Origin of the sequence: Flammeovirga yaeyamensis (genome assembly GCF_018736045.1) — a bacterium.
In the GTDB taxonomy this organism is placed as follows: Bacteria; Bacteroidota; Bacteroidia; order Cytophagales; family Flammeovirgaceae; genus Flammeovirga; species Flammeovirga yaeyamensis.
Map to the genome: position 1 here is coordinate 3,373,785 of NZ_CP076132.1, position 26,341 is coordinate 3,400,125.

Annotated in this window: 17 protein-coding genes; 10 read left to right on the forward strand and 7 right to left on the reverse strand. The window is 33.1% G+C overall.

From position 1 onward, the window contains the following. Positions 1–19 precede the first annotated feature (19 nt). From KMW28_RS13185 to KMW28_RS13195, 3 genes are read left to right on the forward strand one after another with little or no spacing between them, the layout of a single operon-like run. Positions 20–4,837 carry an AsmA family protein gene (locus KMW28_RS13185; protein ID WP_169666080.1) on the forward strand — a complete coding sequence of 1,606 codons (4,818 nt, stop codon included), beginning with the start codon at positions 20–22 and terminating at the stop codon, positions 4,835–4,837. Next, positions 4,837–5,211 carry a DUF1523 family protein gene (locus KMW28_RS13190; RefSeq protein WP_066206157.1) on the forward strand — a complete coding sequence of 125 codons (375 nt, stop codon included), beginning with the start codon at positions 4,837–4,839 and terminating at the stop codon, positions 5,209–5,211. The genes KMW28_RS13185 and KMW28_RS13190 overlap by 1 nt, the downstream gene beginning before the upstream one ends. A gap of 8 nt (positions 5,212–5,219) precedes the next feature. Next, entirely contained in the window at positions 5,220–5,927 is a 708-nt protein-coding gene (locus KMW28_RS13195) for a YceI family protein (RefSeq protein WP_169666082.1), read from the forward strand. A 99-nt stretch (positions 5,928–6,026) separates the two neighbouring features. Here KMW28_RS13195 and KMW28_RS13200 read toward each other — a convergent pair whose 3' ends face one another. The 3 genes from KMW28_RS13200 to KMW28_RS13210 form a co-directional block, all read right to left on the reverse strand. Next, positions 6,027–6,482 (reverse strand): CBS domain-containing protein, encoded by a 456-nt coding sequence (locus KMW28_RS13200; protein ID WP_066206151.1) that lies wholly within the window; start codon positions 6,480–6,482, stop codon positions 6,027–6,029. 170 nt (positions 6,483–6,652) lie between these two features. Beyond that, complete coding sequence (locus KMW28_RS13205) at positions 6,653–7,399, reverse strand: LytR/AlgR family response regulator transcription factor (protein ID WP_169666084.1); 747 nt, start codon at positions 7,397–7,399, stop codon at positions 6,653–6,655. Between the two features lie 3 nt (positions 7,400–7,402). After that, positions 7,403–8,314, reverse strand: coding sequence for a sensor histidine kinase (locus KMW28_RS13210; RefSeq protein WP_169666086.1), 912 nt, complete (start codon positions 8,312–8,314; stop codon positions 7,403–7,405). 400 nt (positions 8,315–8,714) lie between these two features. Here KMW28_RS13210 and KMW28_RS13215 point away from each other — a divergent pair, with 400 nt between their 5' ends. The 4 genes from KMW28_RS13215 to KMW28_RS13230 all read left to right on the forward strand — a co-directional run bounded on the left by KMW28_RS13215 (position 8,715) and on the right by KMW28_RS13230 (position 15,164). Next, positions 8,715–9,839 (forward strand): efflux RND transporter periplasmic adaptor subunit, encoded by a 1,125-nt coding sequence (locus KMW28_RS13215; RefSeq protein ID WP_169666088.1) that lies wholly within the window; start codon positions 8,715–8,717, stop codon positions 9,837–9,839. A gap of 21 nt (positions 9,840–9,860) precedes the next feature. Then, positions 9,861–13,079: an efflux RND transporter permease subunit gene (locus KMW28_RS13220; RefSeq protein WP_169666090.1), complete on the forward strand. Its 3,219-nt coding sequence runs from the start codon at positions 9,861–9,863 to the stop codon at positions 13,077–13,079. 81 nt (positions 13,080–13,160) lie between these two features. Continuing rightward, the gene (locus tag KMW28_RS13225; protein ID WP_169666091.1) at positions 13,161–14,486 is read left to right on the forward strand and encodes a TolC family protein; all 1,326 of its coding nucleotides are present in this window, start codon (positions 13,161–13,163) and stop codon (positions 14,484–14,486) included. A gap of 156 nt (positions 14,487–14,642) precedes the next feature. Continuing rightward, on the forward strand, positions 14,643–15,164 hold the full coding sequence (locus KMW28_RS13230; protein ID WP_169666093.1) for a GNAT family N-acetyltransferase: 522 nt from the start codon (positions 14,643–14,645) through the stop codon (positions 15,162–15,164). 160 nt (positions 15,165–15,324) lie between these two features. Here the strand turns inward: KMW28_RS13230 and KMW28_RS13235 are convergent, their stop codons facing one another. Both KMW28_RS13235 and KMW28_RS13240 read right to left on the reverse strand, forming a co-directional pair. After that, positions 15,325–16,674, reverse strand: coding sequence for an MATE family efflux transporter (locus tag KMW28_RS13235; RefSeq protein WP_169666095.1), 1,350 nt, complete (start codon positions 16,672–16,674; stop codon positions 15,325–15,327). A gap of 75 nt (positions 16,675–16,749) precedes the next feature. Beyond that, complete coding sequence (locus KMW28_RS13240; RefSeq protein WP_169666097.1) at positions 16,750–17,343, reverse strand: NUDIX domain-containing protein; 594 nt, start codon at positions 17,341–17,343, stop codon at positions 16,750–16,752. Positions 17,344–17,426: 83 nt separating this feature from the next. Here KMW28_RS13240 and KMW28_RS13245 point away from each other — a divergent pair, with 83 nt between their 5' ends. Further along, the gene (locus KMW28_RS13245) at positions 17,427–17,879 is read left to right on the forward strand and encodes a PH domain-containing protein (protein WP_169666099.1); all 453 of its coding nucleotides are present in this window, start codon (positions 17,427–17,429) and stop codon (positions 17,877–17,879) included. 112 nt (positions 17,880–17,991) lie between these two features. Next, positions 17,992–18,486: a hypothetical protein gene (locus tag KMW28_RS13250; RefSeq protein ID WP_169666101.1), complete on the forward strand. Its 495-nt coding sequence runs from the start codon at positions 17,992–17,994 to the stop codon at positions 18,484–18,486. Between the two features lie 51 nt (positions 18,487–18,537). On the opposite strand, the gene KMW28_RS13255 is transcribed toward KMW28_RS13250, so the two are convergent. Both KMW28_RS13255 and KMW28_RS13260 read right to left on the reverse strand, forming a co-directional pair. Then, positions 18,538–19,851, reverse strand: a complete 1,314-nt coding sequence (locus KMW28_RS13255; RefSeq protein ID WP_169666103.1) for a hypothetical protein — start codon at positions 19,849–19,851, stop codon at positions 18,538–18,540. Positions 19,852–20,145: 294 nt separating this feature from the next. Continuing rightward, the gene (locus tag KMW28_RS13260) at positions 20,146–22,479 is read right to left on the reverse strand and encodes an amylo-alpha-1,6-glucosidase (protein WP_169666105.1); all 2,334 of its coding nucleotides are present in this window, start codon (positions 22,477–22,479) and stop codon (positions 20,146–20,148) included. 497 nt (positions 22,480–22,976) lie between these two features. Here KMW28_RS13260 and KMW28_RS13265 point away from each other — a divergent pair, with 497 nt between their 5' ends. Further along, complete coding sequence (locus tag KMW28_RS13265) at positions 22,977–26,279, forward strand: glycoside hydrolase family 38 N-terminal domain-containing protein (RefSeq protein WP_169666107.1); 3,303 nt, start codon at positions 22,977–22,979, stop codon at positions 26,277–26,279. The last annotated feature ends 62 nt before the right edge of the window (positions 26,280–26,341 follow it).

Below are 26,341 nucleotides of genomic sequence, written 5' to 3' on the forward strand. Positions count from 1 at the left end.
TTAGGTATGTATTTTTTGAATGGATAAAGAAAATCCCGTACATAACGATCAACAGAAATCTAAGAATGATTTACCAAAGAAAGCCAAATCTTTAGGAAGAAGAGTGGCCAATGCAGTCTTATACTCTTTTATTGGCTTAATTGTTCTTCTTTTTATCATTTTTGGGGTGGTTCATGTTGCCTTAAATAATTATGCAGAAGAAATTGTTGGTGAAATTGTACTGAAAAAAGGAGTTGCAACAGCTACAAAAAATAAATATTCTGTACAATATGATGATCTTGATGTTAAGCTTATTGCTGGTTGGTCAATACATGATTTTTTATCTAGTGGGTCTATTACATTAAACAATGTACGGTTTATTCCTGACAGTGTATTTGTTGCAAAAAATGATAGTCTTCCATGGAATCAAAAAGAAAATCTAATTGATATTCATGCCCAAAACATCAATCTTCAAAATATTTCATTACTAAGAGCTGTATTTCAAAAAGAAATTTATGTCGGCAATATTGTCTTTAATGGTATTGAAGCTGAAATACATAAATATAAGTTCGGTAAAGTTGAAGAAACCAAATTAAAGGATACAGATAAAGAAAAGTTTGAAGGGCTAAAAAAGTTTTTTGTTAAACAGAAAAAGAATTTCAATCGTTATCGCATTGGAAATATTGAGATCATTGATTCTAAAATTGATTTCATAGATCACACTAAGAGCACTGAACAACAAGTTAATATTGGAAAATTAGATACAAAAATAAATGATGTGTATCTAGATTCTTCGACTCTTTATCAAGAATTGGTTCCGTTCCATGTAGGTGCTTTAGAGTTTGAGTCTCAAGACTTAAAATTAGAATTAGAAAAGTCCCCTATCGGAATATCATTAAGGAAATTCTATTTTTCATCTTATGATAGTTCACTTACAGTTTATAATACCTCATTATATAAAATTTCAGACAAGAAAACTCCTATATCAGGTGCTACAATTCCCCTTTTATCTTTGGAAGGCATCGATATAAAGAGTTTCCTTTATGATAGTATTGTAGATATAAGAAGAATAGAAGTATCGCAGCCTAGGGTTGAATTAAACTTAGGATCAACTGGAAATAAAAAGAAGCTAAAGAAAAAGAAATCAGAACCTCTACCTCCTTTTATCAAATATATTCATGTTCAAGAGTTTAGCTTAAACAATGCTAATGTGCCTTTAGAGAGTCCGTCACTAGGCAAAAGAGAAATCAAAGACTTCTCCACTCATATTAATGATATTACAGTTAATAACTCGACTTTAAAAAATAAAATTCCTTTACTTTTTTCTCAATTTGATTTTGTATTAAAGAATCAATCTTGGAGTTTAAATAATGGACATTATGTTAGCGTTGGAAGTGTTCATTATCACTCAAAGTATCAAAATTTAAGGGTATATCGACCATATTATGCTCCCTATCGTATTTCAAATGAAGTTGGTGAAAATGCAAAAATAAAAGCATCGGCCAAAAGCTTGAAAATGGCTAAAGTGGACTATCGCACTTTTTTACAACAACCACTTGATAGTCTTTTGGCATTGAATACCATGGAGCTAAATCAACCAAATGTAGAAGTTTGGTTACCTAAGAAGAAAGAAAAAAGTAAGAAAACACAAACCCCAAGAAAGTATCAATTTATTAAAATAAACAGTACTTCAATTAATAAGGCAAAAGTTACCTTACACCTTCCTGAAGACTCTTTATATAACGATAAGAAAGTAGCAGTACAAAACTTCAAACTTCATCTTGATACTTTACTATTGCCTATTCATGATCCTTTAAATTTTAAAGTAAGTAATGGTGATGTTAAACTCTATGATGTACAAGTTGAAGATGTTGTCGATTATGATATTATTCTTGATAAAGCCGCATTTACATTAGCAGATTCATCTTTTGAAGTACATGGTGTAAATATTTCAAGTCAACATACCGAGAACAACAAAGTAAAAATAAACACATTTGTAGATGTGGTTTTTATCGAACAAATCTCATGGAGAAAGTTTTTAGCGACTGATTCTTTAAGTGTTGAGCGAATTTTTATTGACATACCAAGTGCTGATATTAATCTACCTCTAAAACAATTACAAGAAGAGGCAGACGCTACGAAGATAAAAGAAACATTTGTAGAGAATAAGCCAAAGAAGACGCCTTTTAAGCATCTTCAAATCAATCAATTTATCTTCTTAAAAGGACCTCTATCTGTATACAATCCTGATCAATCACTATTGGTTCAGAGTAATTCTTCTGGCATTACTATGGATAATTTTAGGCTGGATAAGGACTCTATCAACTGGGATGAGTTGACTTTCCAATTACATGATCTTTACTTTCCTTTTGAAAAAATTCATCATCAAGCCCGAGTTTCTGAAGTTAAATTAAAATCTTCTACGCAAGATTTAATAATAGATGGTTTAACCATCACGCCAACAAATGAAAAATTAAATAAAAACTATCACCTTCTTTGTGGTATCAATGAAATCAATGTAAAAGGAATTGACTATCATCTACTTACTAATTTAAAACAAGTAGTTGCAGATGAGATAAATATTGATGGCTTAAGAGGAATTATTTCAATCAATTTACCTCAAAAAGATAGTACTAAAGTAGAAAAGAAACCTAAAGTAAAAGAAAAGAAACCATTACCTCTTCAATACATTAATGTTGGGAAAATTAATTTAACCGCAGATGATATTGCATTATTGGTAAATAACGGACCTCAAAAAAATAATTTTGTCACATTTTATGGTGGTGAATTTCAACTAAGCAAGATCAAATCTTATCCTGATAGTGTAAATCATATTGGGGATATACGTCCAGAAGACTTTTATGTCACTTTTAAAGGGTTGCAATTAGAAAGTGATGAAAACCCTATGAAAATCACCTCCTCACTTTTTGTTGCTGATAGTAAAGGCGATAGTTTATATTTAAAAAATACGAATTTTACTCCTAAAATGGCCTTTCAAAATGTAGCTAATTTAGATTCAGTAATGTCATTAGCTATCGGTGATTTAAAATTGAAGGGTGCAGGAATTAAACCTTTACTTTTTGAGAAGAAAATTGATGTAGATTCTGTTTTGGGTAAAAACATCTATTACATCACTCCTGCAAAACGAAAGAAGAAAGAAGTGAAAGAGGGAACTTTTGCTGAAAAGAATTTCCCTAAAGAAAAAATAGAAGACCTTCTTACTAAGTTTACATCAATTCATGTTGGTTATATAGATATTGACAGCAGTCAAATAAGTTTTAGGTCGCCAAAACAGACCAATACTTACTCTCGATTGATGGAAAGAGAAAAATCTACTGTTGTTCTAAAACAATCCAACATCACACAAGCTAAAGTAAAACGAAAATCAGAAAGAATTAGAAGGAAAACCAAGCTTTCAAAAGATGAAAAACTTGATCTAATTAATCAAATACTAAAAGATACTATAGGTCAAACTGTTGAAATTTACCCTTTGATTCCTACGGTACTAGATACTGCAGTGGTAAAAACACATAAAGAATCTTTACTTGCTCGATCTTCAGAAAACTCTTTAAAGAATATACATGTCACTCTTAAAGAATTCGATATCAACCAAGAATTACTACAAAAAGAATATTATGTTGGTTTAAAAAGTGCAGTTGCCCAAGTTGGAAAAAACTCTATCAACTTAAGTAATGGCATGTATTCTATCAATTTCGATTCACTTAGTTATAATTCTCAGTATCAAGATATTTATGTAAAGAATTTCGAAGTAGATCCTAACTATTCTAAAAAGGATTTTGGAGTAGTAAACGAGTTTCAAACGGATAGAATTGAAGTGAATATACCCGATTTATTAGTAAGAGGAATTCATTTCAAAAAATATGTCTATAGAGATTCTCTTCATTTGAATGGATTGGAAATTGATCAGCTCAATTTATCAGCATATAGAGATAAATCAATTCCTGTCGACCCATTTAAAAAACAACCTAAGATGCCTCATACATTATTTGAGGAAGCACCTATCACTTTTAATTTAGATAGTATTACAATTACAGATAGTAGTATCGATTACGAAGAATTTAAGGGTGCTGTAGAGAATGCGCAAATGGATATTGATTCTACTGGCGGACGTTCGGGACAATTTCAGTTGAACAACTTTACAGGACAAATCTTTAATATTACCAATAATACATCAACTTTAGACTCCATTCCGTTTGCCGAAATGTTTGTTAAAGGTACTTTGATGAATAATGGTGGTGATTTAAAAATGTATTTAAGAATGCCTCCTTTAGACTCTTTGGGTACTTATTATTATGAAGGTGAAGTAGGTGAAATGGATTTAGTAAAGCTGAATCCTCTAATTGAACGTTTGGAAATGATCAAAGTGAAAGACGGTCATTTAAAACGAATGTATTTTAAAGTATTGGCAGACGATTCTTTGGCGGTGGGAAATATGCAGTTTAGGTATAAAAACTTAGAGGTGGATGTTCTTAAAGAAAAAGAGAAGAAAGATGGCAACCTGAAAAGAAATGCCTTTTTCAGTTCTGTTGCTAACCTTTTGATAAGAGAAGAGAATCCTCGTTTCCCTTCGATGAAACAAGGACACATCTATAATGTGAGAAACCAAAATAAATTTATCTTTAATTATTGGGTGAAAACGGTACTTTCTGGCGTTGCATCTACCCTTTCGCCACTTATGGAACCAAATTTGAAATTTGAAATTGATCCTGTGACTAAGGAGGTCTTGAGAAAAAGAACTCCCGAAGAAATTAAGGAATTAAAGATAGAAATTCGATATATTGAAAAAAATACAAAACGTAAACAGAGACTAAAAGGACCTCTTAAAAAAGTATATTAATGAAAAAAGCACTTTATATTGGTATCGCAGTTGTTGTGTTTATCATTTTCGTATGGATTTTCCCGAAAGTAAATAGAAGAACAATAACAGCTACAGTTACAAAAACGGAACGTAGTATCGGCAATTTAGACGATAATAAAAGTAAAGACCGTTTAGGAAAATATCTGATATATACAATGGATGAAAAAGGCAAAGCCCATGTTTTTGAAAACATCGATACATGGATTTGGTTTAAATTTAATTCATCTGATGTGTATGCCAAAATACAACAAAACAAGACCTATAATTTTAGTATTGTAGGATTTAGATTTCCTATTTTTTCAATGTACCCCAACATTATTACCGTCGAAGAGGTAAATGGGGCAAATAATTAATTCACACTATGAAATTTTTAAACTTTCTAAGCATTCTTCTAATCTTTTCTTTTGGTATTTTCTCATGCGGTGAGAAAAAAAGCACTGCCAATGAAGAAGCAACTCACGAACACGGAGAACACACTCATGATCATGGTTCAGGATCACACTCTCACGTTGTAGCCTTCGAAGACGGAGACTATAATGTAAATGCAGAGAAAAGTACTTTACACTGGAAAGGTTCTAAAATCGTTGGGGACGAGCATTTTGGAAAGCTTTCTATCAAAGAAGGAAAATTAGTCGTTAAAGAAGGTCAGTTATCCACTGGTTCTACTTTTGTAATCGACATGACTTCTATTACTGTAGAAGACTATGCTGCTGACAATCCTAAAAATGGTAAGTTAAAAGGTCATCTTGAAAATGATGATTTCTTCTCAGTAAACAAGTTCCCTACAGCGACATTAACATTAACTGAAGTAAAATCAGGTGAAAATGGTGCTTTAAATGTAACTGCAGACCTTACAATTAAAGGTATTACTGCTCCTGTTACATTTGTGGTTCAAACTATGTCACATGATGGAGAAATGCATGCAATGTCAAAAATCGAATTTGATAGAACTAAGTATGACATCAAATATAAGTCGGGTTCTGTATTCTCTGACTTAGGTGATAAAGCAATTAAAGACAACATTGAAGTTGCCGTAAATATTTATGCTGCTAAAAAGCAATCTGTATAATTTATCATTTTGATATAAAATAAAAGGGAACGAAATAAATCGTTCCCTTTCCTGTCTGTATAAATAAGTTTGGATGTAGAATAAGTCAATATTAACTGACTACCATGTAGTTGATTTTAAATCAATGGCAGCTCTTAAAATATCTCTTCTACTTACTTGTCCAATAAGCTTTCCTTTTTTAACAATTGGATATCTTCTATATGATGAGTTCTTAAAAAGCATCGCTACTTCTACCACATCTCTGTCGGGGGTGATAGACATTACCGCTTTTGTCATGTAATCTTTTACTCTACCCTGTGATGCAGGGAAGTTAAGATATCTGCTTTCTAGAACAATGTGTAAACAGTCTTTTTCGGATAACATTCCTACCAAATCTCCCTCATCGTTAATTACCGGAGCACCAGAGATTTTTTTCTCTACAAGTACTTCCATTGCTTCTTCAATAAATTGGTCTGGTTTGAATACGATTAGTTTTTTTGTCATGTACTGATCAACCGATGGATACGGTTTAACATCATGTGGATCTTCAATGAGACGTTTTGGTGTAAAATTCATATTTATAGATTATTTAAATGAGTAAAAAGTTAATGGTTGATTCATTAGGAGGATTTCCTCACTAATCAATCACATTTATTCTCATAATATACACAAAATCAGTCAATAATGCTAATTTACAACCCAATAACAACAGATGTAAGTAATGTTCTATAAATAATTTTGATATTTTACTCAAATAATTTAAGTAACTGATTTCTATAGCTTTGACCTACTGGTAACTCTACATCACCTAAACTTAACATGTTTCCTTCCAAGCTCTCAATCTCAGATTTATTGACGATATAAGACTTATGAATTCGGATAAATTGATCATCAGGTAATTCTGATTCCAACTTTTTTAATGACACTAAAGCAAGAATATTTTTATTAGTGGTATGAAAAGCTACATATTCCTTCTGCCCTTCCAAATATCTTAAGTGATTATATTTAATTAGATGAAGTTTGTAATCCGCCTTTATGCTAATACTATCCTTTTTAGGAACTACTTGATCTATATTTTTTGATTGTTGCTCTAATGCTTGGTCTTCATCAGATGTTTTGGATTGAATGAGGTCGAATTGTTTTATCACTTTGTTTACCGATTGTAAAAATCTTGGAAAAGTAATTGGTTTTAGAAGGTAATCAAACGCATTTAACTCATATCCTTTTAATGCATATTCTGAGTAAGCGGTAGTAAAAATAACCAAAGTATTGTTTAGCTGAATTGATTCAACAAACTCAATACCCGTTAAATTAGGCATTTGAATATCAAGAAAAATTAGATCGACTTCATTGGTTTGAATAAAAGTCAGAGCATCAATTGCATTTTTAAACTCACTCAATAATTCAAGTTGAGGCACTTTTGATACATAATCTTTAATTAGGCTTCTCGCTAAATGTTCGTCGTCTACTATGATTGTTTTTATGGTCTTCATTTATTATGCATTAAAATGAATAACTAATTTAACTTCAAAATGCTCTTTTTCCTCGGATATCGTTAATTGATGTGTATTCGGATATATCAATTTTAATCGCTTTTGAACGTTCTTAATCCCAATTCCACCTTTAGTAGGATCATTATTTTTTGCAGTGTTCTTACTCTTAGAGTTTATCACACTAAAATTTAAAGACTGATTGTTTTCTGAAAGTTTTATTTTTACATAACCTTCATCGTCTTCTTCTTCTAATCTGCTATACTTAAATGCATTTTCAACAAATGGTTCCAGAAGTACAGGAGATATTAAACGATTATTATTCTTTACATCAATATCAAAATGTATATTCTGATTGTCTTCCGTTTTCATTTGTTGGAAATCGATGTAATTATGAAGGTAAGAGATCTCTTTGGATAGTTCTACCCTTTCTTCATTGCAATCATACAATAAATAACGCAACATTTCTGATAACTGTGCAATTTTATCAGGTGCTGTGGGCATATTCATGTAAGACAAAGAATAGATATTGTTCAATGCATTAAACAAAAAATGAGGATTGATTTGAGAACGTAGAAACTTTAACTCCGCCTCCATTTTTTCTTCCTTCAACTTCGTTTCTTTCTCCTTTCGTTTGTTATCATACTCACTTACTGTCAAAATAGTTGATATAATAATAGTAAGTAAGATAAACACACTTCCAAACCCAAAAGGATAGATCCACTTATATTCTAATACGCCTTTTAATGGCTCTCTTAAATGTTCGTTTTCTGCAAAAAATGTTTCTTGATCCAATAACGGGAACATCATCTCGCTAAAGTATAAAGATACTTTTATGGTGATAATATAAAGTAAAATAACCGAAACTACGTACCATGCTTTCTTGCTTTTGGCAATAAATAATTTAGGTATAAGCACTTTTGAATTGACTAAAACAATCAATATGAAAACACTTATGTTTAATAAGGTTTTTGTAAAGGAATATATAGGCCCTATCCAATAATCTATCATGAACATGAATAGAAATAGACCTAATGTAAAAAGGGCAAATTTATATGACTTGGTCAGCTTTCCGAACATTGTTTTCTAATTTTTTATCAAATGAACAGATTGAAAGTGATAATTAATAGGAAGTTCTACCAATAGTTAATTTTCATCTACAAAATCAAAGATATCATCAATAAACTATAAAATTGATCGTGTTCTTTGTTTTGTTGAAAATAAAAGGGCATTGGTTGATTTAATTTATATAAGACAGGTGGTTAATGCTAATTCGCTTAAGTAGAAAAAACATATCATTACAATCATTAATATAGCAATGTCTAAGAATATTATTAGCTTCCTTGGAATAGCCCTAACCGTAGGGATCACTGGATTTATTTCGTTAAAACTTATCAAAGATAAACCCACTCCCAAAAAAGCAGTTAAGCAAGAAAAAGTTATTTCGATTAAAGCAGGAAAAGTTGAATTTACTGATGTAAAGAACGACCAGTCTTTCCATGGTAGAGTAAACGCTGCACAAACATTTATTTTATCATCAGAGGTTGCTGGCAGAATTGTTCAGACTAATGTGCGTTTAAAAGAAGGAAATACTTTTAGAAAAGGACAAAGCTTAGTTCATGTATTTGATGAGGATGTGAAAGCTACTCTAAAGTCGAATAAATCGAGCTTTATGAATACGGTTGCTTCTATTTTAGCAGATATTAAAATTGACTATAACGATGAATATCAAAAATGGTATGACTTCTTTACTTCAGTTAAAATAGATAAACCTCTACCTGAATTACCTAAAATTAACTCGGATCAAGAGCGTTTCTTCTTGGCCTCAAGAAATGTAATTACAGAATACTTTATGATCCAACAAGCTGAAATTAATCTAGCAAAATATAAAGTCTATGCTCCATTTAATGGAACATTCAAAACGGTTAGATTAGAAGCAGGATCTATTGTTTCTCCAGGTTCTGAAATTGGTGTTATTTCTAGAACAGATGTTTTGGAAGTAGTTGTTGAAGTGGAGCCTTTAAATGCTAAATGGATTAACAAAGGTGATAAAGTGATGGTTAAAACTGAAAGTCGTATTCCTGAAACTATTCAAGGAACGGTGATCAGAAAGTCTAAAATTGTAGATCCACAATCACAAACTATTAAAATCTATGTAAATATTCATCCAAACTCACAAAGTGAGATTTACGAAGGTCAATTCGTTGAAGTTACTTTTAATGGTGAAACTATTAAAGATGTGATTGAGTTACCACGTGAAGCTGTAATGGAAGGAAAATATGTATTTACTGTAGAAAATAACGCATTGGCGAAAAAAGAAATTGTAGTGATTAAAACAAACCACGACAGCTATTTCATTCAGGGATTAAATCAAAATGATATCCTAGTTGAAGAGTCCATCTTTAACGGAAAAGAAGGTGCTAAAGTAAATATCAGAGGTTAATCAAATCCAAATTAAAGTAAGATGAGAAAAATTGTAGAAGCATTTGTCAGAAGGCCGTTTTACGCCCACATGTCATTATTGCTGATCATAGTACTAGGTGGATTTGCGATTTTCCAAATGAAAAAAGCTTCATTTCCACTATTAGAATCAAGAATTATTACAGTTACTGTCGCCTACCAAGGTGCTTCACCAAAAGAAATGGATGAAGGGGTAACTACATTGATTGAAAATAAAATCAAAGGTATTCCGGGCATTAAAGAAACTAAATCTGTTTCTGCAGAAAACATTGCCACGGTAACCATCACTACTCAAGCAAAAGCTGATATTGATGAAGTACTTACGGATGTCAAAAACGCAGTAGATGGTATTTCCAACTTCCCTGCCGGTGCTGAAAAACCTTCAGTAGCCAAGAAAAGAGAAGTTACAAGTGCCATGTATTTGGACTTAAAAGGTGATGACCTCCGTACTATTAAAGAGTATGCGCAACGTATTGAAGACGATTTCTTAGCTTCAGGAATCATCTCTCAGATTTCAATTTCTGGGTACCCTAACACGGAAATTTCTATTGAGGTTGATGAAGATTTATTACGTCGATACAATATTTCTATCGACGACATCAAACAAGCTATTGCGAGTAATAATATTGATGTAACAGGTGGTACGATTAAAAACTCTCGTGAAGAGATTTCAGTACTGGCAAGATATAGATCAGCAGATGCTGAAGACATCAAAAACATTGTTGTTCGTGCTACTGCAGACGGTAGAGTTCTAAAAGTAGGCGATCTAGCTGATGTACATTTCCAGTTTGAAGACGTTCCAAATGCGGTATGGAATAAAGGAAAAAGAAATATTTCTATCCAACTTCAAAAACTGAATACAGAAGATCTTCAAATGATCTCTGAATATGTAAATGATTATGTTGAGGAATTTAATGCTTCCCATGATGATGCAGAAATGATGATCAGTTTTGACTTCCTTACTATCGTAAATTCTCGTTTAGACACCCTGATTGAAAACGGTTTAATGGGTATTGTGTTAGTAATTATCACTTTATCATTATTCTTAAGCTTTAGATTGTCGTTATGGGTAGCTTGGGGTATTCCAAGTTCATTCTTGGGTATGTTTATTTTCGCTTCATTATTGGGTGTTACATTAAACATGATCTCCCTTTTCGGTATGATCTTGATTATTGGTATCCTTGTAGATGATGGTATTGTAATTGGCGAGAATATATTTACGCATTACGAAATGGGTAAATCCCCTATTAGAGCCGCAATTGATGGCACAATGGAAGTAATTCCTGCCGTTTTAACATCAGTATCTACGACAATTATCGCCTTCTTCCCTTTCTTATTCTTAGAATCAGGTTTGGAAATGATGAGTGAAATGGCATTGGTGGTGATCCTCTGTTTATTGTTCTCATTATTCGAAGGTATGTTCCTTCTTCCTGCCCACGTAAGTAACCCTAAAGTACTTACGCCAAGAAAAGAGAAAAGTAAATTCAATACTGTAAGAGAGAAATTGGACAAAGTAATCTTTGCTTTTAGAGATAAAGTCTATGTTCCAATTTTAAGATTCTTATTAAATTATAAATGGTTTGGTTTATCCATCCCTACAGCTGCAATTATTCTAACTGTAGGATTAATTGGTGGCCGTGTGATAGAAATGACTTTCTTCCCTGCTCCTCCAGGTGATTTCTTTAATATCGATTTGGCCTTAAAACCAGGTATTCACCAAGACAGTACGAAAGAGTATTTGATTAGATATGAAAATATTGCTTGGGAAGCCAATGACATTCTTAAAGAAGAGAACAATACAGATTTCGACTTTATCAAAACATCTTTTGTGAGTATAGGTAACGCCTTTAATGGTGCAGAGACTGGTACACATACAGGTCAGGTCTTCGTTATTCTTGAGGATCTTTCTGAATCTCCTATTGATGTGAGTACCATTCAAGCAAAGATTCATGAAATGATTGGTGAGGAACCTACTGCTCGTAAATTATCGGTCGGTGCCAATAATATGTGGGGTGCTCCTGTATCCATCTCCTTGCTTGGTCATGAATACGATCAATTAGAGGGTGCTGCAGATTTCTTAAAAACAGAACTAAACAAACAAGCTGCACTATACAATGTAATGGACAACAACCAAATTGGTGGTCAGGAAATCCGTTTAACATTGAAACCTAAAGCTTATGCACTTGGGTTTACGGAAGCCAGTTTGATGACACAAGTAAGAAACGGTTTCTTCGGTGCAGAGGCACAAAGACTTCAGGTAAATAAAGATGAGATCCGTATATATGTTCGTTACAAGAAGGACAATAGAAGTACTCTAGGTGATCTAGAAAGAATGCGTATCCGTACAATGGATGGAATGTATCCTCTAGCTCAGCTAGCTGATTTCGAAGTAACACGTGGTCCGGTGGCCATTAACCACTACAACGGTGAAAAAGAAATTAGAGTAGAAGCTTTCCTATTGAATGCTAACGATCCAAGTATTCCTATCATTGAAGAAGTGGAAAGAACGGTTCTACCGGTAATGAAAGAAATGTATCCTGATGTTCGAACGGAGTATCAAGGTCAGTTAAAATCGTCGAAAGAAGATTCAACAGAGTTATTTAACTACTTCATTATTGCCTTCTTATTTATCGTAATGATTTTGATGTTCCACTTTAGATCATTCACGCAAGCAATTATGATTCTAGCAATGATTCCTTTAGGAGTAATTGGTGCAATGTGGGGTCATGGTATCGAAGGTCAAGCTATTTCGATGTTCTCAATCCTTGGTATGGTCGCCTTATCAGGTACGATTATCAATGATGCTGTAGTTTACTTATCTAAATTTAATCAAGATCTACTCGCTGGGTTATCATTTGATGACGCCTTAATCAATGCTGGTAAATCAAGATTTAGACCTATTTTATTAACTACACTAACTACAACAATTGGTTTGTATCCAATGATCTTGGAAACTTCGGTTCAAGCAAGATTCTTGGTTCCTGTAGCCGTATCCTTATCCTACGGTATTTTGATTGGTACCACTTTCATTCTACTTATCCTTCCTGTTTTAGTAAAAATAGTAAATGATATCCGAAGAGGTAAAAAACAAATCTTTACTGGTAAGAAACCAACAAGAGAAGAAGTAGAAAATGTATTTACTGAAATCGCTGCGGAAAAAGCAATGGAACAAGTAAATGAAGCATTGGCAACTGATCAACATAAAGGTTTAGTCAATCATTAATAAATATTGAAATGATGATTCAGAAGGATGTGGGGTGTTTTCAAAAGCATCTTTCTGAATCATTTCTAACAACAGACTTCAATGAAAAAAATATTCATATACTTAGGAATTACTTTGATCTCTATAAGCAGTATTTTCGCTCAGAGTAAAAGTGATAGCTTGGTCACTCAAACAGTTAATTTAAGTCTTGCTGATGCGATTTCAGAAGGTTTAGAAAATAATTATGACATTAAGATCGCTAAGGAAAATGTAGATATTTCTGAAATCAATAACACTTTGGAAAACGCGGGATTATATCCAACAGTATCTACAGATTTAGGATGGAATCATAACTGGTCCCATGCCATGAATTCCAACTTAGGGATTATCACTCCTTCGGTAAAAACCAACTTTACAATTTTTAATGGCTTCCAAGTTTGGATCAATAAAAGTCAGTTAGAAGAGTTGCAAAACTATTCTGAGGGTAACGCCCAAGTAGTGATAGAAAATACAATTAAGGATATCATTATTGGATATTTCGAAGCACTTTTAGAACAACAACGTTTAGATGTTACCGAACAATTAGCAGCCCTTTCGAAAGAAAGATATGACTATACTATGTCGCAAAAAGAATTAGGGCAAGCGGTAACCTATGATGTACTTCAAGCACAAAATGCTTGGCTGGAAGATCGAAGAAATTCATTAGAACAAAAAAATAAACTTCAAGTGAAATTAAGAGACTTGAACTTTATTATGGGTGTTCCTCAAGCAGAACAAGTGTTATTTAGCCTTACCGAAAGTTTTGAGGCCGTTGAAAAAGATTATCTTTTATCAGATCTAATTGAGAGAGTGAATGCCGATAACTCTACTTTGAAAAACAATTATATCAATCAGATCATCAAACAAAAAGATATTGAATTGGCTAAAGCAGCGTTTATGCCTAACCTATCTGGTACTGCAAACTACCAATATACGGCGAACTATGGTGGTGCAGAAGGTATTCCCAACTTCAACATTGATGGTATGAGTGGTGCTGTAGGTGCTACCTTATCTATTCCAATTTATATGGGAGGTAGCAGAAGACGTGCAAAACAAATTGCAGTAATCAATAAGCAAATTGCTGATATTGAGACACAACAAATGTCGCATAGTTTGAATAATCAAATGATGCAGGTTTACGATACCTATGTTCTTCAGAGAGAAATTTTAGAATTGACAGAAGAACAAGTTACCGCTGCTCAAATGAACATGGATATGTCGACTGAAAGATATAGAAATGGACAAATCAACTCATTTAACTTGAGAGATGTTCAAATTCAATATTTAGATGCTCAAAATTCGAGATTAACAGCCATCTATAATTTGATATCTACCAATACGGAGATTGTCCGTTTGACAGGTGGAATTATTGATGCTTATTCTGAATAGAAATTAAGATACTACATCGTAATTAAATATATAATCAGAATTATCAATTGCATTAGAGATAATGCAGAATTGGAACAATGGAATCTGACTTGATATTATCGGGTCAGATTTTTTACATTTAAATAAAATTAAATTAGAAATAAACAAAACCTTATTTTGATTGAATTAAGACCAATACAAAAAGAAAATGTCAACTCATTTTATCAGTGGCTCAATGACGAAGAAGTCATCAAATATTCTCTATCTCTTTTTCAGAAGCTGAATAGTAAAGAGGAAATTCAAAAATGGTTTAACACAATAATTGATGATCGAGTGAATCTCAATAAAGGGATTTACATTAAGGGTACAAATATTTTTATTGGGTATGCTGGCATCAGTAACATCTCCACCACAAATAAATCTGGTGAGTATTATATATTTATTGGTGATAAAGACTGTTGGGGTAAAGGTTATGGTACAGCAACAACTACAGAAATTATTAAAATTGGGTTTACTGAAATGGAACTGAATCAGATAATGTTGACGGTTTCTGAACCCAATACAGGTGGCTTAAAAGCTTATCAAAAAGCAGGATTTAAACTTGAAGGACGACTAAGACAAGCAGCTTTCAGAGATCATGAATTTCATGATAAAATAGTCATGTCTATTTTGAAAGAAGAGTATCAAGAAAAGATATAATCTCAGAACCTTTTTCTAAGTTTTGTGTTTATAATAGTAAACAGTGTTGCTCCTAACACTTTAAATTTGTATATTTAGTTAAAGAAATTAAGTTGTGATTTTGGATGTACAGGTGCATAGTATGCCAAATTACAGCAAAGGCTATTCGAAAGAGTAGCCTTTATTTTTTGACTAAATTTCTTGCCCACTTCCCTGTATTTTTTCTCCATATGTAGACCGATAATCTTAAATACTCTTCTATTGAGACCACTACATACACCCAATAAATTGGTAAATCGAAGTAAAAAGCAGCCACTACTCCTAGTGGAATAGAGAATAACCAAGTACTAAAAAGGCCTAAAGAGGTGGTGAATTTAGTATCACCTCCACTTCTTAAAACACCTGCTGCAGTAATGTAATTGGTCATTTTTATAGGGAATAAGAAGGCAAAGATCCAACATAAAATCTGAGTTAACTCGGAAACCGCTGGAGACACTTCGTAAAGCCTAATGTATAAAGGACTGAGTAATGCAATGAACACTGCCATTCCAATACCTACCAAAAAAGTATTAATGGTAAACTTGTTTCCGTAGAGTTTTGCCTTTCTGAAATTATTTTGTCCTAATTCGTATCCAATTAATATGGCAGCTGCAGAAGCTAAACCAGTAAAGAAACCAAAGAATAGTACTTGTAGTGGAATGGTAATCGTCATGGCTGCAATATCTACCGTTCCCATTCTACCGTAGATCATCGAATAACCTGTCTCTCCCATTGCCCAAGAAATTTCTCCCAAAACTAATGGAGCACTTATGCTAATTAGTGGGAGTAACATGTCTTTATCGAAATGTACAAGATGCTTCCATTTTATATCACCTGGGAATTGTTTGTATCGGACTAAAATATATAAAATGATGGCTTCCAACCACATGGCCACTACGGTTGCCCAAACAGCTCCTTCCATTCCCATTTCTGGAATAAAACCAACTCCGAAAATGAGTACATAGTTGAGTACGGTGTTGACTACTATTTTTATCAAACTAATTCTTAGTACCAAATTCGCTTGTCCGATACTTCTTAAGGAGGCACTATAAGATGCACTTAATAAAGCTGCAGGAAATCCAATAGCAATAATTTGTTGATATAAGCCACCTAATTTTATCACCTCCGGATCCTCTGAAAACATAGAGAGTATTTGATGTGGAAATGCAACACTAATACCCACTCCAATAACAGTGACTAAAATGCCAATTTTGAATAAATCGCCTAAAAGATAAGAGATTTTTTCTTTTTCATTTCTTCCCCAAAATTGAGCAACAAAAACGCCAGCTCCATTGGCTAAACCTATTATGGCCACCAAAAAAATAAAAGATAGACGGCTACCTAAACCTACGGAAGCTATAACAGTTTCCCCTAACTGACCCACCATAATTTGATCGATCATACTTAAAGCGAATTGAAGCACACTTTGTAAGGATACAGGTAATGCGATATCCCAAACCTCTTTTAAGAAACTCTTCTTTGCGTTTTTCACTAATTATTAGATTTGATATGAGAGTAATACTACTCAGTTTTCAACATACAAAGTTAGCTTGCTTTACTTAATGATCTATAGGTTGTTATCATATATTTGAGGGTAATGTAAAAAAAGCCATTGTATCGCTAATAATGTTTTCCCATCCTCAATTTGATTATCAAAATACATTTGTTTTAACTCTTCAGCAGAATACTTCACAATCTTGATATCTTCATTTTCGGTACTTAAACCACCTCCTTCATTCTGTTTATCACCAATATGAGCAAAATACAAACGAACCTTTTCTGAACATCCTCCAGGCGTTGAATAGAAAGTTGAAATATGTTCTAGATGATGTACTGCATATCCTACTTCTTCCAAAACTTCTCTTTTTGCAGCATCTTCAGCTGTTTCTCCATCATCAATTAGACCTGCGACACATTCCCATAAATATCCGTTTCCATTAAAAAGAGTCGGAATTCTAACTTGTTCTACAAACCAATAATTATTTTCTGAAGAATTATAAAGCAAAACTGCAATCGCATCATTTCTAACCACGCATTCCCTATCAATTATTTTAGACATAGTTCCATCATATTTTTGATGTTGAAAAGTGATTTTGTCTACATTCAAATGTCCATGATATACCCTTTCGTTGCTGATAAGCTTTATCTTAGATTCTTCCATAATCAAAGTTTTTTTGTATCTTAAGTAGTTGTTGTTCCTTTAAAACATAAAAATACAACCCTCACATCTATATTTCTACTTCAATGAGGAAAATCAAATTTTATAGCCGTATAGAACCAGTTGCTAAATTTTTTTGGATTGCAATTCTTATCATATTATTTAGTGTCATTTCAAAATTGATAGTGACTTTTGGTAGAGGTCCTCTTTTACCAATTGTTCCCCCTTTAGTCATTATTGGGTTATCTTTGGTGTTAATCATCTCATTTCTAGTTACTTCCTATATGACTATTGACAAGGAAAAGAAAATTGTATCCTATAAAGCAGGGCCTTTTGATGGGGAAATAAAAATCGATAAAATCAGAAAAATCAAATTGAATACAAGAATGTATGTTGGTCTAAAAATTGGTTTATCATTTAAAAAGGGAATGATTATTTATTATCATAAATATGATTCCATCTATTTTACACCTAAACATTCTGATGATTTCTGTAAACAGTTGAAACTGATTAACCCGGATATAGAAATAGTCCCTTAGGTCTATTTCTCAAAACTAGAAGAGGAATAAATTGTCCGAATTATTAATTAAACTGTCTATATTTATATAATCGTTGAAAGACGATGAATTTCAATAAACCAAAAAGAAACTAATGAAAAAATTAATTTTAATCTTAACTGTTTTCTTACTAGGGTCATCTTCCTTATTCGCACAAAAATTATTATTGGACAAAGAGTACACCTATAAAATGGATTACAAAACGTTCAAAAAATTATACCGTAAGGAAGAAGATAGAGATAAAAAGAACTTTATTATTTACAACGGGAAAAAAGTTTACAAGAAAAATATGGGTGATGTATATATTGCTTATAAATGTAAGTTTGATTCTCAAAAAAGATTAGTCGGTTTTGACCTTCAATTTATTGGTAGAAGTAAGGAAGCTGTAAGAGAAGCTTCGGTTTCTTATATGCAAGAATTAGTTCAAGCACATGGTTATAAAGCAGTAACTGCAGGGAGTAACAAATTAAATTATCAAAAAGATAGTTTCTGGTATAAGCAAGGTACTTTGGGTTACGATTATATCGACAAAAGAAATAAGTCTTGGGTTGCTAAATATACGATGTCTGTTTACAGTCAAGCACAATAACAAAAAGGGCTCACTTTTAAAAAGTGAGCCCTTTTTGTTAATCATTCTGTTTTAGTATACAGAATAAAAAGGAACTGTTGTCAAAGCATGTACATAATTTTGCTTATCGTCAGCTGTTGTTGGAAAATCTTTGATTTCTGTTACTACACCTGTTTCTAAATCAATAGAAGTTAAGTGCATAATATCAGTTAAATCATCAAGTCCAATAGCGTAAACAACATCGTTTAATTTAGCTATTGACATTACTCTAAAATCATCTACAGATAAATTTAAATCTGTTCCTGAAAGAGTTAGACTTGACTGTGATTCCATTAAATCATTATATAAATCTAAGCTACCTTCATTACCTAAATAATAATTCCCATTATCCATTGGAAGAAAACCTCCATAATAATTATTTGCTGTAATATCTGAATAAGAAATAAATTCTCCATCCTTAGATAATTTAACATAAGAATGACCATGGCCATTAATCCAAGCTACACCAAATAAGTTCCCATCTTTAATAATTAGAGAAGACATTGCATCCCAAGTAGTACCTGTATCTGGGTTTTCATAAATCAGAGTCGCAACTAATGTATTAAGGTCAATTTTGTAAACACCTGCACCTTCTGATTTTACTAAACTTGCATAAGCAATTTTATTGTCAACATCATCTACAACAAAACCACGGATACCTTTCAATGGGTTACCTTCCTCATCAATGACAGTACCTATTTTTGTTGAATCAGTTAAACTTGTTGGTAAAACTGAATATAAATTACCTGTTCCTCTTTCAGCAAAAATCAAGATATTTTCAGAAACTAACTCAAATTCAGTTTCAATAATTACATCTTCTCTTTCAACGGTAAATGGAACATCTACTTGTGTCTGATAACCATAATTTTCAATAGAGAAAGTGTAAGATCCAGGAAGAAGTTCAAGGGCTGCACTTCCTTCCTCATCTGTTGTTAAAACAGTACCTTCAGATAAAGTTAATGTAGCTCCTTCTACGTTTACTTCACCATTCATTACAGAAAAAGAAACAACAGAAGTAACTGGAATCCAAACTAAATCTACAGATACTTCAACAGCCTTGTCTGTGATAATAAATGATTTATTTGTGTAATCTTCATATCCTTCAGCGACTACTGAATAAGGAAATACTCCAGCAAGGAATGATTCTTTCAGCATTCCATTAGCATCTGTTGTACCAACAGTATCGCCGTTCACGATAATTGTAGCACCTTCAAGGGCATTTCCCTCATCAAGCACAGTAAAAGAAACCTCATACATAGGTTCTTCATCATTTTCATTCAAATTACAAGATGTTAGGCCCAGAAAGAAAGCCCCAATTAGCCAAAATAATAGTTTAAAATTACGCATAGTTCAAATGTTAGTTGAAGTCTTTTAGTTATCAACCTCTGATAGTTTATCTAATTATTAGAAAGTTAGTCAGTTATTCAGATGGCTTAAGGTAACAAAAAGCTGCTTCAATGATTAAAAAATTGCAGTGCGAAACTATGGAGGTATATACAATAGTTCAAAATAACATTCCACTTACTATACACTTTATTAAATAATAATTTAAAATATTCTAAATAATATTGAAATAGTAACAAAAAAGGCTATTGTTTTTAGCAAACAATAGCCTTTTTAATGTATGTATTACACTAATTATTAATTTTTCTGAAATGTCTCTTTCATACAAGCATACTCCTTATCAAAGTTAGGCTTACAGAAATTAGTTCCTTCAAAAATTTCATCAGATTGTGCTTGTCTTGCTAATAAAGCATCGTCAAGATGTGCTTTCTTGAGAGCACGTTGTTTCCCCTCTTTTGAGAAAACAGTTAAAGTCAATTCTTTTTGATCTCTTGTCACTTTTACTCTTTCGCCTGCTTTTACATCAATCTCTAAATCTTGGAAAAGTTTATGATTAAAAACAAACTGAATATCCTTTTCTTTTAAAGTATAAGTATAGGTCTCAACACCATCAACATTTTGATATTCTCCTTCAAGTTGATCGTTGAAAATCTTTTCCTTGAATTTGAATTGATTTAATTTAGATGGAATTCTTGGAGCCACTACCAATTTGTTTTCGATAGCATTAGGTTGAATACCTAAGAAATATTGGTACCATACTCTTAATTGCTCTCCATTAGACCATGCTTGCATGTAGGTACCTGTTAATTTAGGGTAGTCTTTACCTTCGTGAGGGAAAGCATCTGCATTTTCGTTCATACTACCCACGGCTCCCATATCCAAAGATTGAACGTTCATATTTTGGAATAGTTGGAAGGCGATATCTTCCTGACCACTTTCGATCATTCTTTGCATAGCATAACCGTTGTTCCACTGCCAAATTGTACCGTTATGGTAAGCTGCATCTTTATGATAATGCTCCCATGCTAAGTGATATGGATGGAAATTAGGATCTTCTTGAGATAATGAAGCCACACCCCAAGGGTAAACTAAATGTTCCCAAATTTCTCTAGTCAATTTCATTTTTTGCTCATCATTTGTAATGAAGTCCATCGCAAAAAGTTGGTTGGGTCTGAATTGGAAATCAGGTTGATTGTCATGATCAATTCGGTCAGCCATATACGCATGAGTACCATCAAAGAAATCGTGCATAAAGTTATCTTGCACTTTATCAGCAATTTTTTGCCATCTCTTCGCATCACTTTTATGGTTGGTTACTTCAGCAAAATAAATAGCTGCATTTAACTGTTGGAACCATAATGCCTGAATATCATTCGCAAAGCTACCTCTTGGAGAATAAGCCACCTTGTCCGGCTCTCTTCTGGCATCCATCCAAGTATCTGCATCTTCGTGAGTTAAATAACCTTTCTTATTCACCCAATTTTTTAAAGCTCCATCTACTGATCTTTTTACTGTTGGGTACATTGTTTTAATCAATGTATTATCCCCTGAGTATTTGATGTACTCTAATAACTGACCAATAAAACGTGGCGTACCATCTGTTGTATGGTAGTTAAGCGATTCCATTTTTACAATGTTCGGAATTCTACCATAATACTTTGATGACGATTTTTTGTCTTGAACATCAGCAAATGAAAGAAGAATCTTTTTAGCTATATCCGTTTCACCTAACACTAAAGTACCACCAGGCAAAGAGATAAACGTATCACGTCCCCAGTACTCGTTGAACCAAGGAATACCTGCATAAATACCATAACCACGTTGGTGGGTTACTAAACCGTCCATTGTTAGAGTTAACCATGCCAATGCTTTATCGAAATGAGGATCTTCCGAGTGAATGTATGTATTTTCGGTAATCAAATCCGTCATTCTTTGCGTTCTTTCTTTAAACCACTCGCCATGCTTTTCTCTTGCATCTTGAATTAGTTTAACGGCTGCTTCTTTGTCTTTAGCAATAGAAACATAAAAGCCACCTCTACCCGATTTCGTTACTGCTGCATAGCCATTCTCATCAATATTTTCCTTGTGAGATGGAGCAACAGCAAGTACTTTAGAAGGATCTTCCGTTGATGTATAATAAGTAGCTTGCTTATCTTTTCCAGTCTCTTTTATCTGATCACCTAATAAAGATAATTTTGTTTTCTTACCTTTTACTGCTTCAAGAGAAACATAAAGCACATCTTGATCATCAAATAGAATTAACTTTTCTACTGCAAGATCTGTCTTTCTTTGTAAATAATGAGGGTAGGCAATTACTTCAGAATTTTTTCTGTCGAACGCTTTCTCATCAATTTCAATTTTATAATCTGTAAAAATTCTTTTCTGACCAACGTTCCAACCATCGAACCAACTATATAATTCAGAGTTTAGAATGTGTGAAGATGTTTGGAAGTAAGCACTTCTCTTGTTGGTATAAGTAACAACACGATTTTCCTCTTTTGAGACAGGAACAGCTATCTCTTGAAGAATGTTATCGTTAATTTTTTCTTTAGATACATATTTCTCTTGCTCCGAACAGCTAAAGAAACTGATTAAACATAATAACCCTATCAGGGAATGTCTAAAATTCATAAATACATTCATTAGTTTTAAAACGAGTTCTCTTTTTTCATACGAGTGGTTGAAAATCAACATCAACTCTATTCAATAATATAACACCAAAACAGTCTATATTATGTACCAATTTAATAAAGTTATGGTTGTTATGACTATTAAATTCATCATTTTTTAATGATTAGATTAAGACATTTGATAATCAAATATTTAGATTGTTATACAGCCTAATCCTAAAAGTATCCCCTGTAATACAGACAATTAAGTAAGACAACAATACCACTATCACAAAAACCTTCAACCGATTGAATTTACAATGTTAATAAATGTGGTTTAACAAATAATAGGTGTACACTTTACGCAAAATTTTTCATTTTTGCATTGTAGGTATGTTTAAACATATAGACTTGAGCATATCACACCAAATTAAAGTATGAGAATAAAGGTATTTAGAGAGTGTTCTTTAACACTTTCGACAATAATCCACTAACCATCGATTAAATAAGTCCACCGCAATGAATCTCAAAAAGAAACCTATTTTATTTAGCTTCATTTTATTACAGCTAATTCTAATTTCAAACACTTTTGCTCAAGATAGCAAGTTCCTAAAAGGCTTTACTAAATATAAGCAAGGAGATATTATGCCATATAAATCTCCTCAAGAAGACGCAAACAAAGCCATGCTTGTGCGTTGCGAAGAAGGCAAAGAAGTAATGGAGTGGGAAGCTGAAGAAGTTCCCAAAAATTACAATGGTAAATTTGTTGAATTCGGCTTAATTATGGGTGTAGATATCGATAGAGCACAATACAGCTATGATATCTATATCAACGATAAAAAATATTTTACATTCACTGCTCCAGAAGAAAGTATTTTACAAGATGTAGAAACAACAGGTCCTAATGCCTCTACATTTACTTTTAAAGGTACAATGATTGATGCTTACAGTGATCTTTTTGGTTACGGCTTCTTAAAAGTGAAAACAGAAGACCTTCCTAAAGGTGAGCCTATCCGTATGAAAGTGGTGGCGCCAAATGTTGGAAAATCAAGCTGGATGATGGTCTTCCGTTATGGTGTTGGTGGCAATGTTAGCTGGAAACAAGAACCTGCAGTGATTAAAACTAAAAAAGGACCAAAACAACAATTAAGAGCTACTGTTTTACATTATGGTAATCCAACTGATGCTGTAATTGTTGCTGGAAAAGATAAGAAAAAAGTAAAACTGAATGTTGGTGCTAACATCTTTAGAATTGAAGTAGACAAAGTTACTTCTCCACAAGATTTACATGTTCAAGTTAAAGTAGGTAAAGAAATTCTTGATGACAGAATGCTTACAGTTGATCCTGTAAAACACTACGATTTATACTTATTGCACCACTCTCATGTTGACATTGGATATACTCATACTCAAGATGAGGTAGAAAAAGTACAATGGAAAAACTTGGATGACGCAGTAATGATGAGTCAGAAAACACAAGATTTCCCTGAAGGATCTAAATTTAAGTGGTCTGTTGAAGTAATGTGGGCTGTTGAAAGCTACCTTAAAAATGCTACTCCAGAAAAAAGAGCTGCTTTTATTGAGGCTGTACAAAACGGTTCTATCGAATTGGATGGTTTATATGGTAACATGTTAACGGGTTTATCTAACCCTCAAGAGTTGGTAGAATCTACTTTCGATGCTTTAGAAGTTTCGAAAGAAGCAGGTGTTCCTTTAGAATCTGCTATGATTACTGACGTTCCTGGTTATACTTGGGGTATGGTTCCAGTATTAGCACACTCAGGTGTAAAATATTTATCTGCAGGTACCAACGTTTTCCATAGAATTGGATCTACTATTTCTACGTGGGGTGACCGTCCGTTCTATTGGAGTTCTCCTTCTGGCGAAGAAAAAGTATTGGTTTGGGTACATGAAAAAGGATATTCTCACTTCCATACTGGTTTAGGTTTTACAGATTTGAAAGTATTATTGACTCCAAAATCAGTTTTTGATTACCTGAACGAATTAAACGAAAGAAATTATCCTTATGACATCACTACACTTCGTTATACAGTAGGATCTGATAACGGACCAGTAGATCAAGGAATCTCTGAAACAGTAAAAGCTTGGAACGAAAAGTACGAAACTCCAAAAGTATTACTTTCGACAACTACAGAATCGTTTAAAGCATTTGAAGATAAATATGGCGATGAACTTCCTGTAGTTAAAGGTGATTTCACTCCATATTGGGAAGATGGTGCAGGTTCTACATCAAAAGAAACTGCTTTAGTAAGAAATGCATCTGAGAAATTATCGCAAGCAATGACATTATTATCAATGAATGATGTTGAAATTCCTAACAAAGAATTTGAGCAAGCATGGAGATATGTGCTTTTATATAACGAACATACTTGGGGTGCTTACAACTCCATTTCAGAACCAGAAGCTGATTTTGTACACTCACAATGGGCTGTAAAACAATCGTTCGCTATTAAAGCGGATAGTATTGCAGATGCAATTTTACAAAAAGCATTGGCATCGACAAAAGATGAAAAAGGGGTAACTTTAACCAACACTGTTTCTTGGGAAAGAGCAGATATGATTACCCTTTCGGCAGAGCAATCGCAACAAGGAGATATTGTCTTGAACCGTCAGGGCGACGTCTTCCCTACTCAACGTTCATCAAATGGTAACTTGGCCGTATGGATTCCTAATATTCCTGGTTTTGGTTCTAAAGAGATTTTCGTTACTCCAGGTGAAGCCTCTACAGTGAAAAAAGTCATTAACCATGAAAATGGTTTTGAAAATGACCAAATCAAAGTAGAAATTAATCCTGAAACTGGTGCAATCACATCTTTATATGATAAAATCAGAAAGAAAGAGTTAGCTGATACAAAAGCTTTAAAAGGTATTAATGATTATTACTATGTAAAAGGAAGAAACCCACAATCTCCTTTAACTACGGGTAATGATGTTACTATAAAATATATTGAAAAAGGTGATTTAACTTCGACTATCGAAATTTCATCATCAGCTCCGGGTACGGAAGAGTGGAAACGTTTGATTACAATTAATGCTTACTCTAATGAAGTAGCTATCGAGAATAAAATCAACAAAACAAATATCTACGATCCAGAAGGTGTTCACATTGCATTCCCTTTCAAAGTAGATGGTGGTACTGTTAGAATTGATGTTCCTTTCGGTGAGTATATTCCAGAAAAAGAACAATTACCGGGTTCTTGTAAAAACTATTTCACGGTTCAGCGTTATGTAGATGTTTCGAACTTAGACCATGGTGTTACTTGGGCTTCTCCAGATGCTCCAATGATCGAACTAGGTGAAATTACAACGGATGCATTAAGCTATGGATGGGTAAACGAAGTGAAATCTACTCAAACGATTTACGCTTATTTGATGAACAACTATTGGGAAACAAACTACAAAGCGAGTCAAGATGGATGGCATAATTTCCGTTTCGTATTGAAACCTCACGGTGCTTATGTTTCTAGCCAAGCAAAGAAGTTTAGTACTGGAATTTCTCAACCATTATTGATTAGTGAAAATGGCAATAATGAGTTTTTACCACTTGTTCGTCCTACATCTAATCAAATGATCATTACGGCGGCAAGACCAATGAAAAAAGATCAGGTATTAGTGACTGTTTTAAATGCTTCTGCGGGTGATAAAGAGTTATCATTAGAAACATCAAAACAAGTAAAAGAGATTCGAGTATCGAACATTCATGGTGATGATTTAGGTGCTTATCAACCTAATGAAAACGTTCCTGGATGGGGCATTCGATTCTTACTAATTGAAAAAGAACCTGTTAAGGACATTAAATAATTTAAATGGTGATCAGAAATTTTAACTGATCACCATTTTTTTTTTGATATTATAATCTTTAC

Coding starts and splice junctions, on each gene's coding strand:
- KMW28_RS13185 (WP_169666080.1), top strand. CDS start 20: ATGGATAAAGAAAATCCCGTACATAACGATCAACAGAAATCTAAGAAT.
- KMW28_RS13190 (WP_066206157.1), top strand. CDS start 4,837: ATGAAAAAAGCACTTTATATTGGTATCGCAGTTGTTGTGTTTATCATT.
- KMW28_RS13195 (WP_169666082.1), top strand. CDS start 5,220: ATGAAATTTTTAAACTTTCTAAGCATTCTTCTAATCTTTTCTTTTGGT.
- KMW28_RS13200 (WP_066206151.1), bottom strand. CDS start 6,482: ATGAATTTTACACCAAAACGTCTCATTGAAGATCCACATGATGTTAAA.
- KMW28_RS13205 (WP_169666084.1), bottom strand. CDS start 7,399: ATGAAGACCATAAAAACAATCATAGTAGACGACGAACATTTAGCGAGA.
- KMW28_RS13215 (WP_169666088.1), top strand. CDS start 8,715: ATGTCTAAGAATATTATTAGCTTCCTTGGAATAGCCCTAACCGTAGGG.
- KMW28_RS13220 (WP_169666090.1), top strand. CDS start 9,861: ATGAGAAAAATTGTAGAAGCATTTGTCAGAAGGCCGTTTTACGCCCAC.
- KMW28_RS13225 (WP_169666091.1), top strand. CDS start 13,161: ATGAAAAAAATATTCATATACTTAGGAATTACTTTGATCTCTATAAGC.
- KMW28_RS13240 (WP_169666097.1), bottom strand. CDS start 17,343: ATGGAAGAATCTAAGATAAAGCTTATCAGCAACGAAAGGGTATATCAT.
- KMW28_RS13245 (WP_169666099.1), top strand. CDS start 17,427: ATGAGGAAAATCAAATTTTATAGCCGTATAGAACCAGTTGCTAAATTT.
- KMW28_RS13250 (WP_169666101.1), top strand. CDS start 17,992: ATGAAAAAATTAATTTTAATCTTAACTGTTTTCTTACTAGGGTCATCT.
- KMW28_RS13255 (WP_169666103.1), bottom strand. CDS start 19,851: ATGCGTAATTTTAAACTATTATTTTGGCTAATTGGGGCTTTCTTTCTG.
- KMW28_RS13260 (WP_169666105.1), bottom strand. CDS start 22,479: ATGAATTTTAGACATTCCCTGATAGGGTTATTATGTTTAATCAGTTTC.
- KMW28_RS13265 (WP_169666107.1), top strand. CDS start 22,977: ATGAATCTCAAAAAGAAACCTATTTTATTTAGCTTCATTTTATTACAG.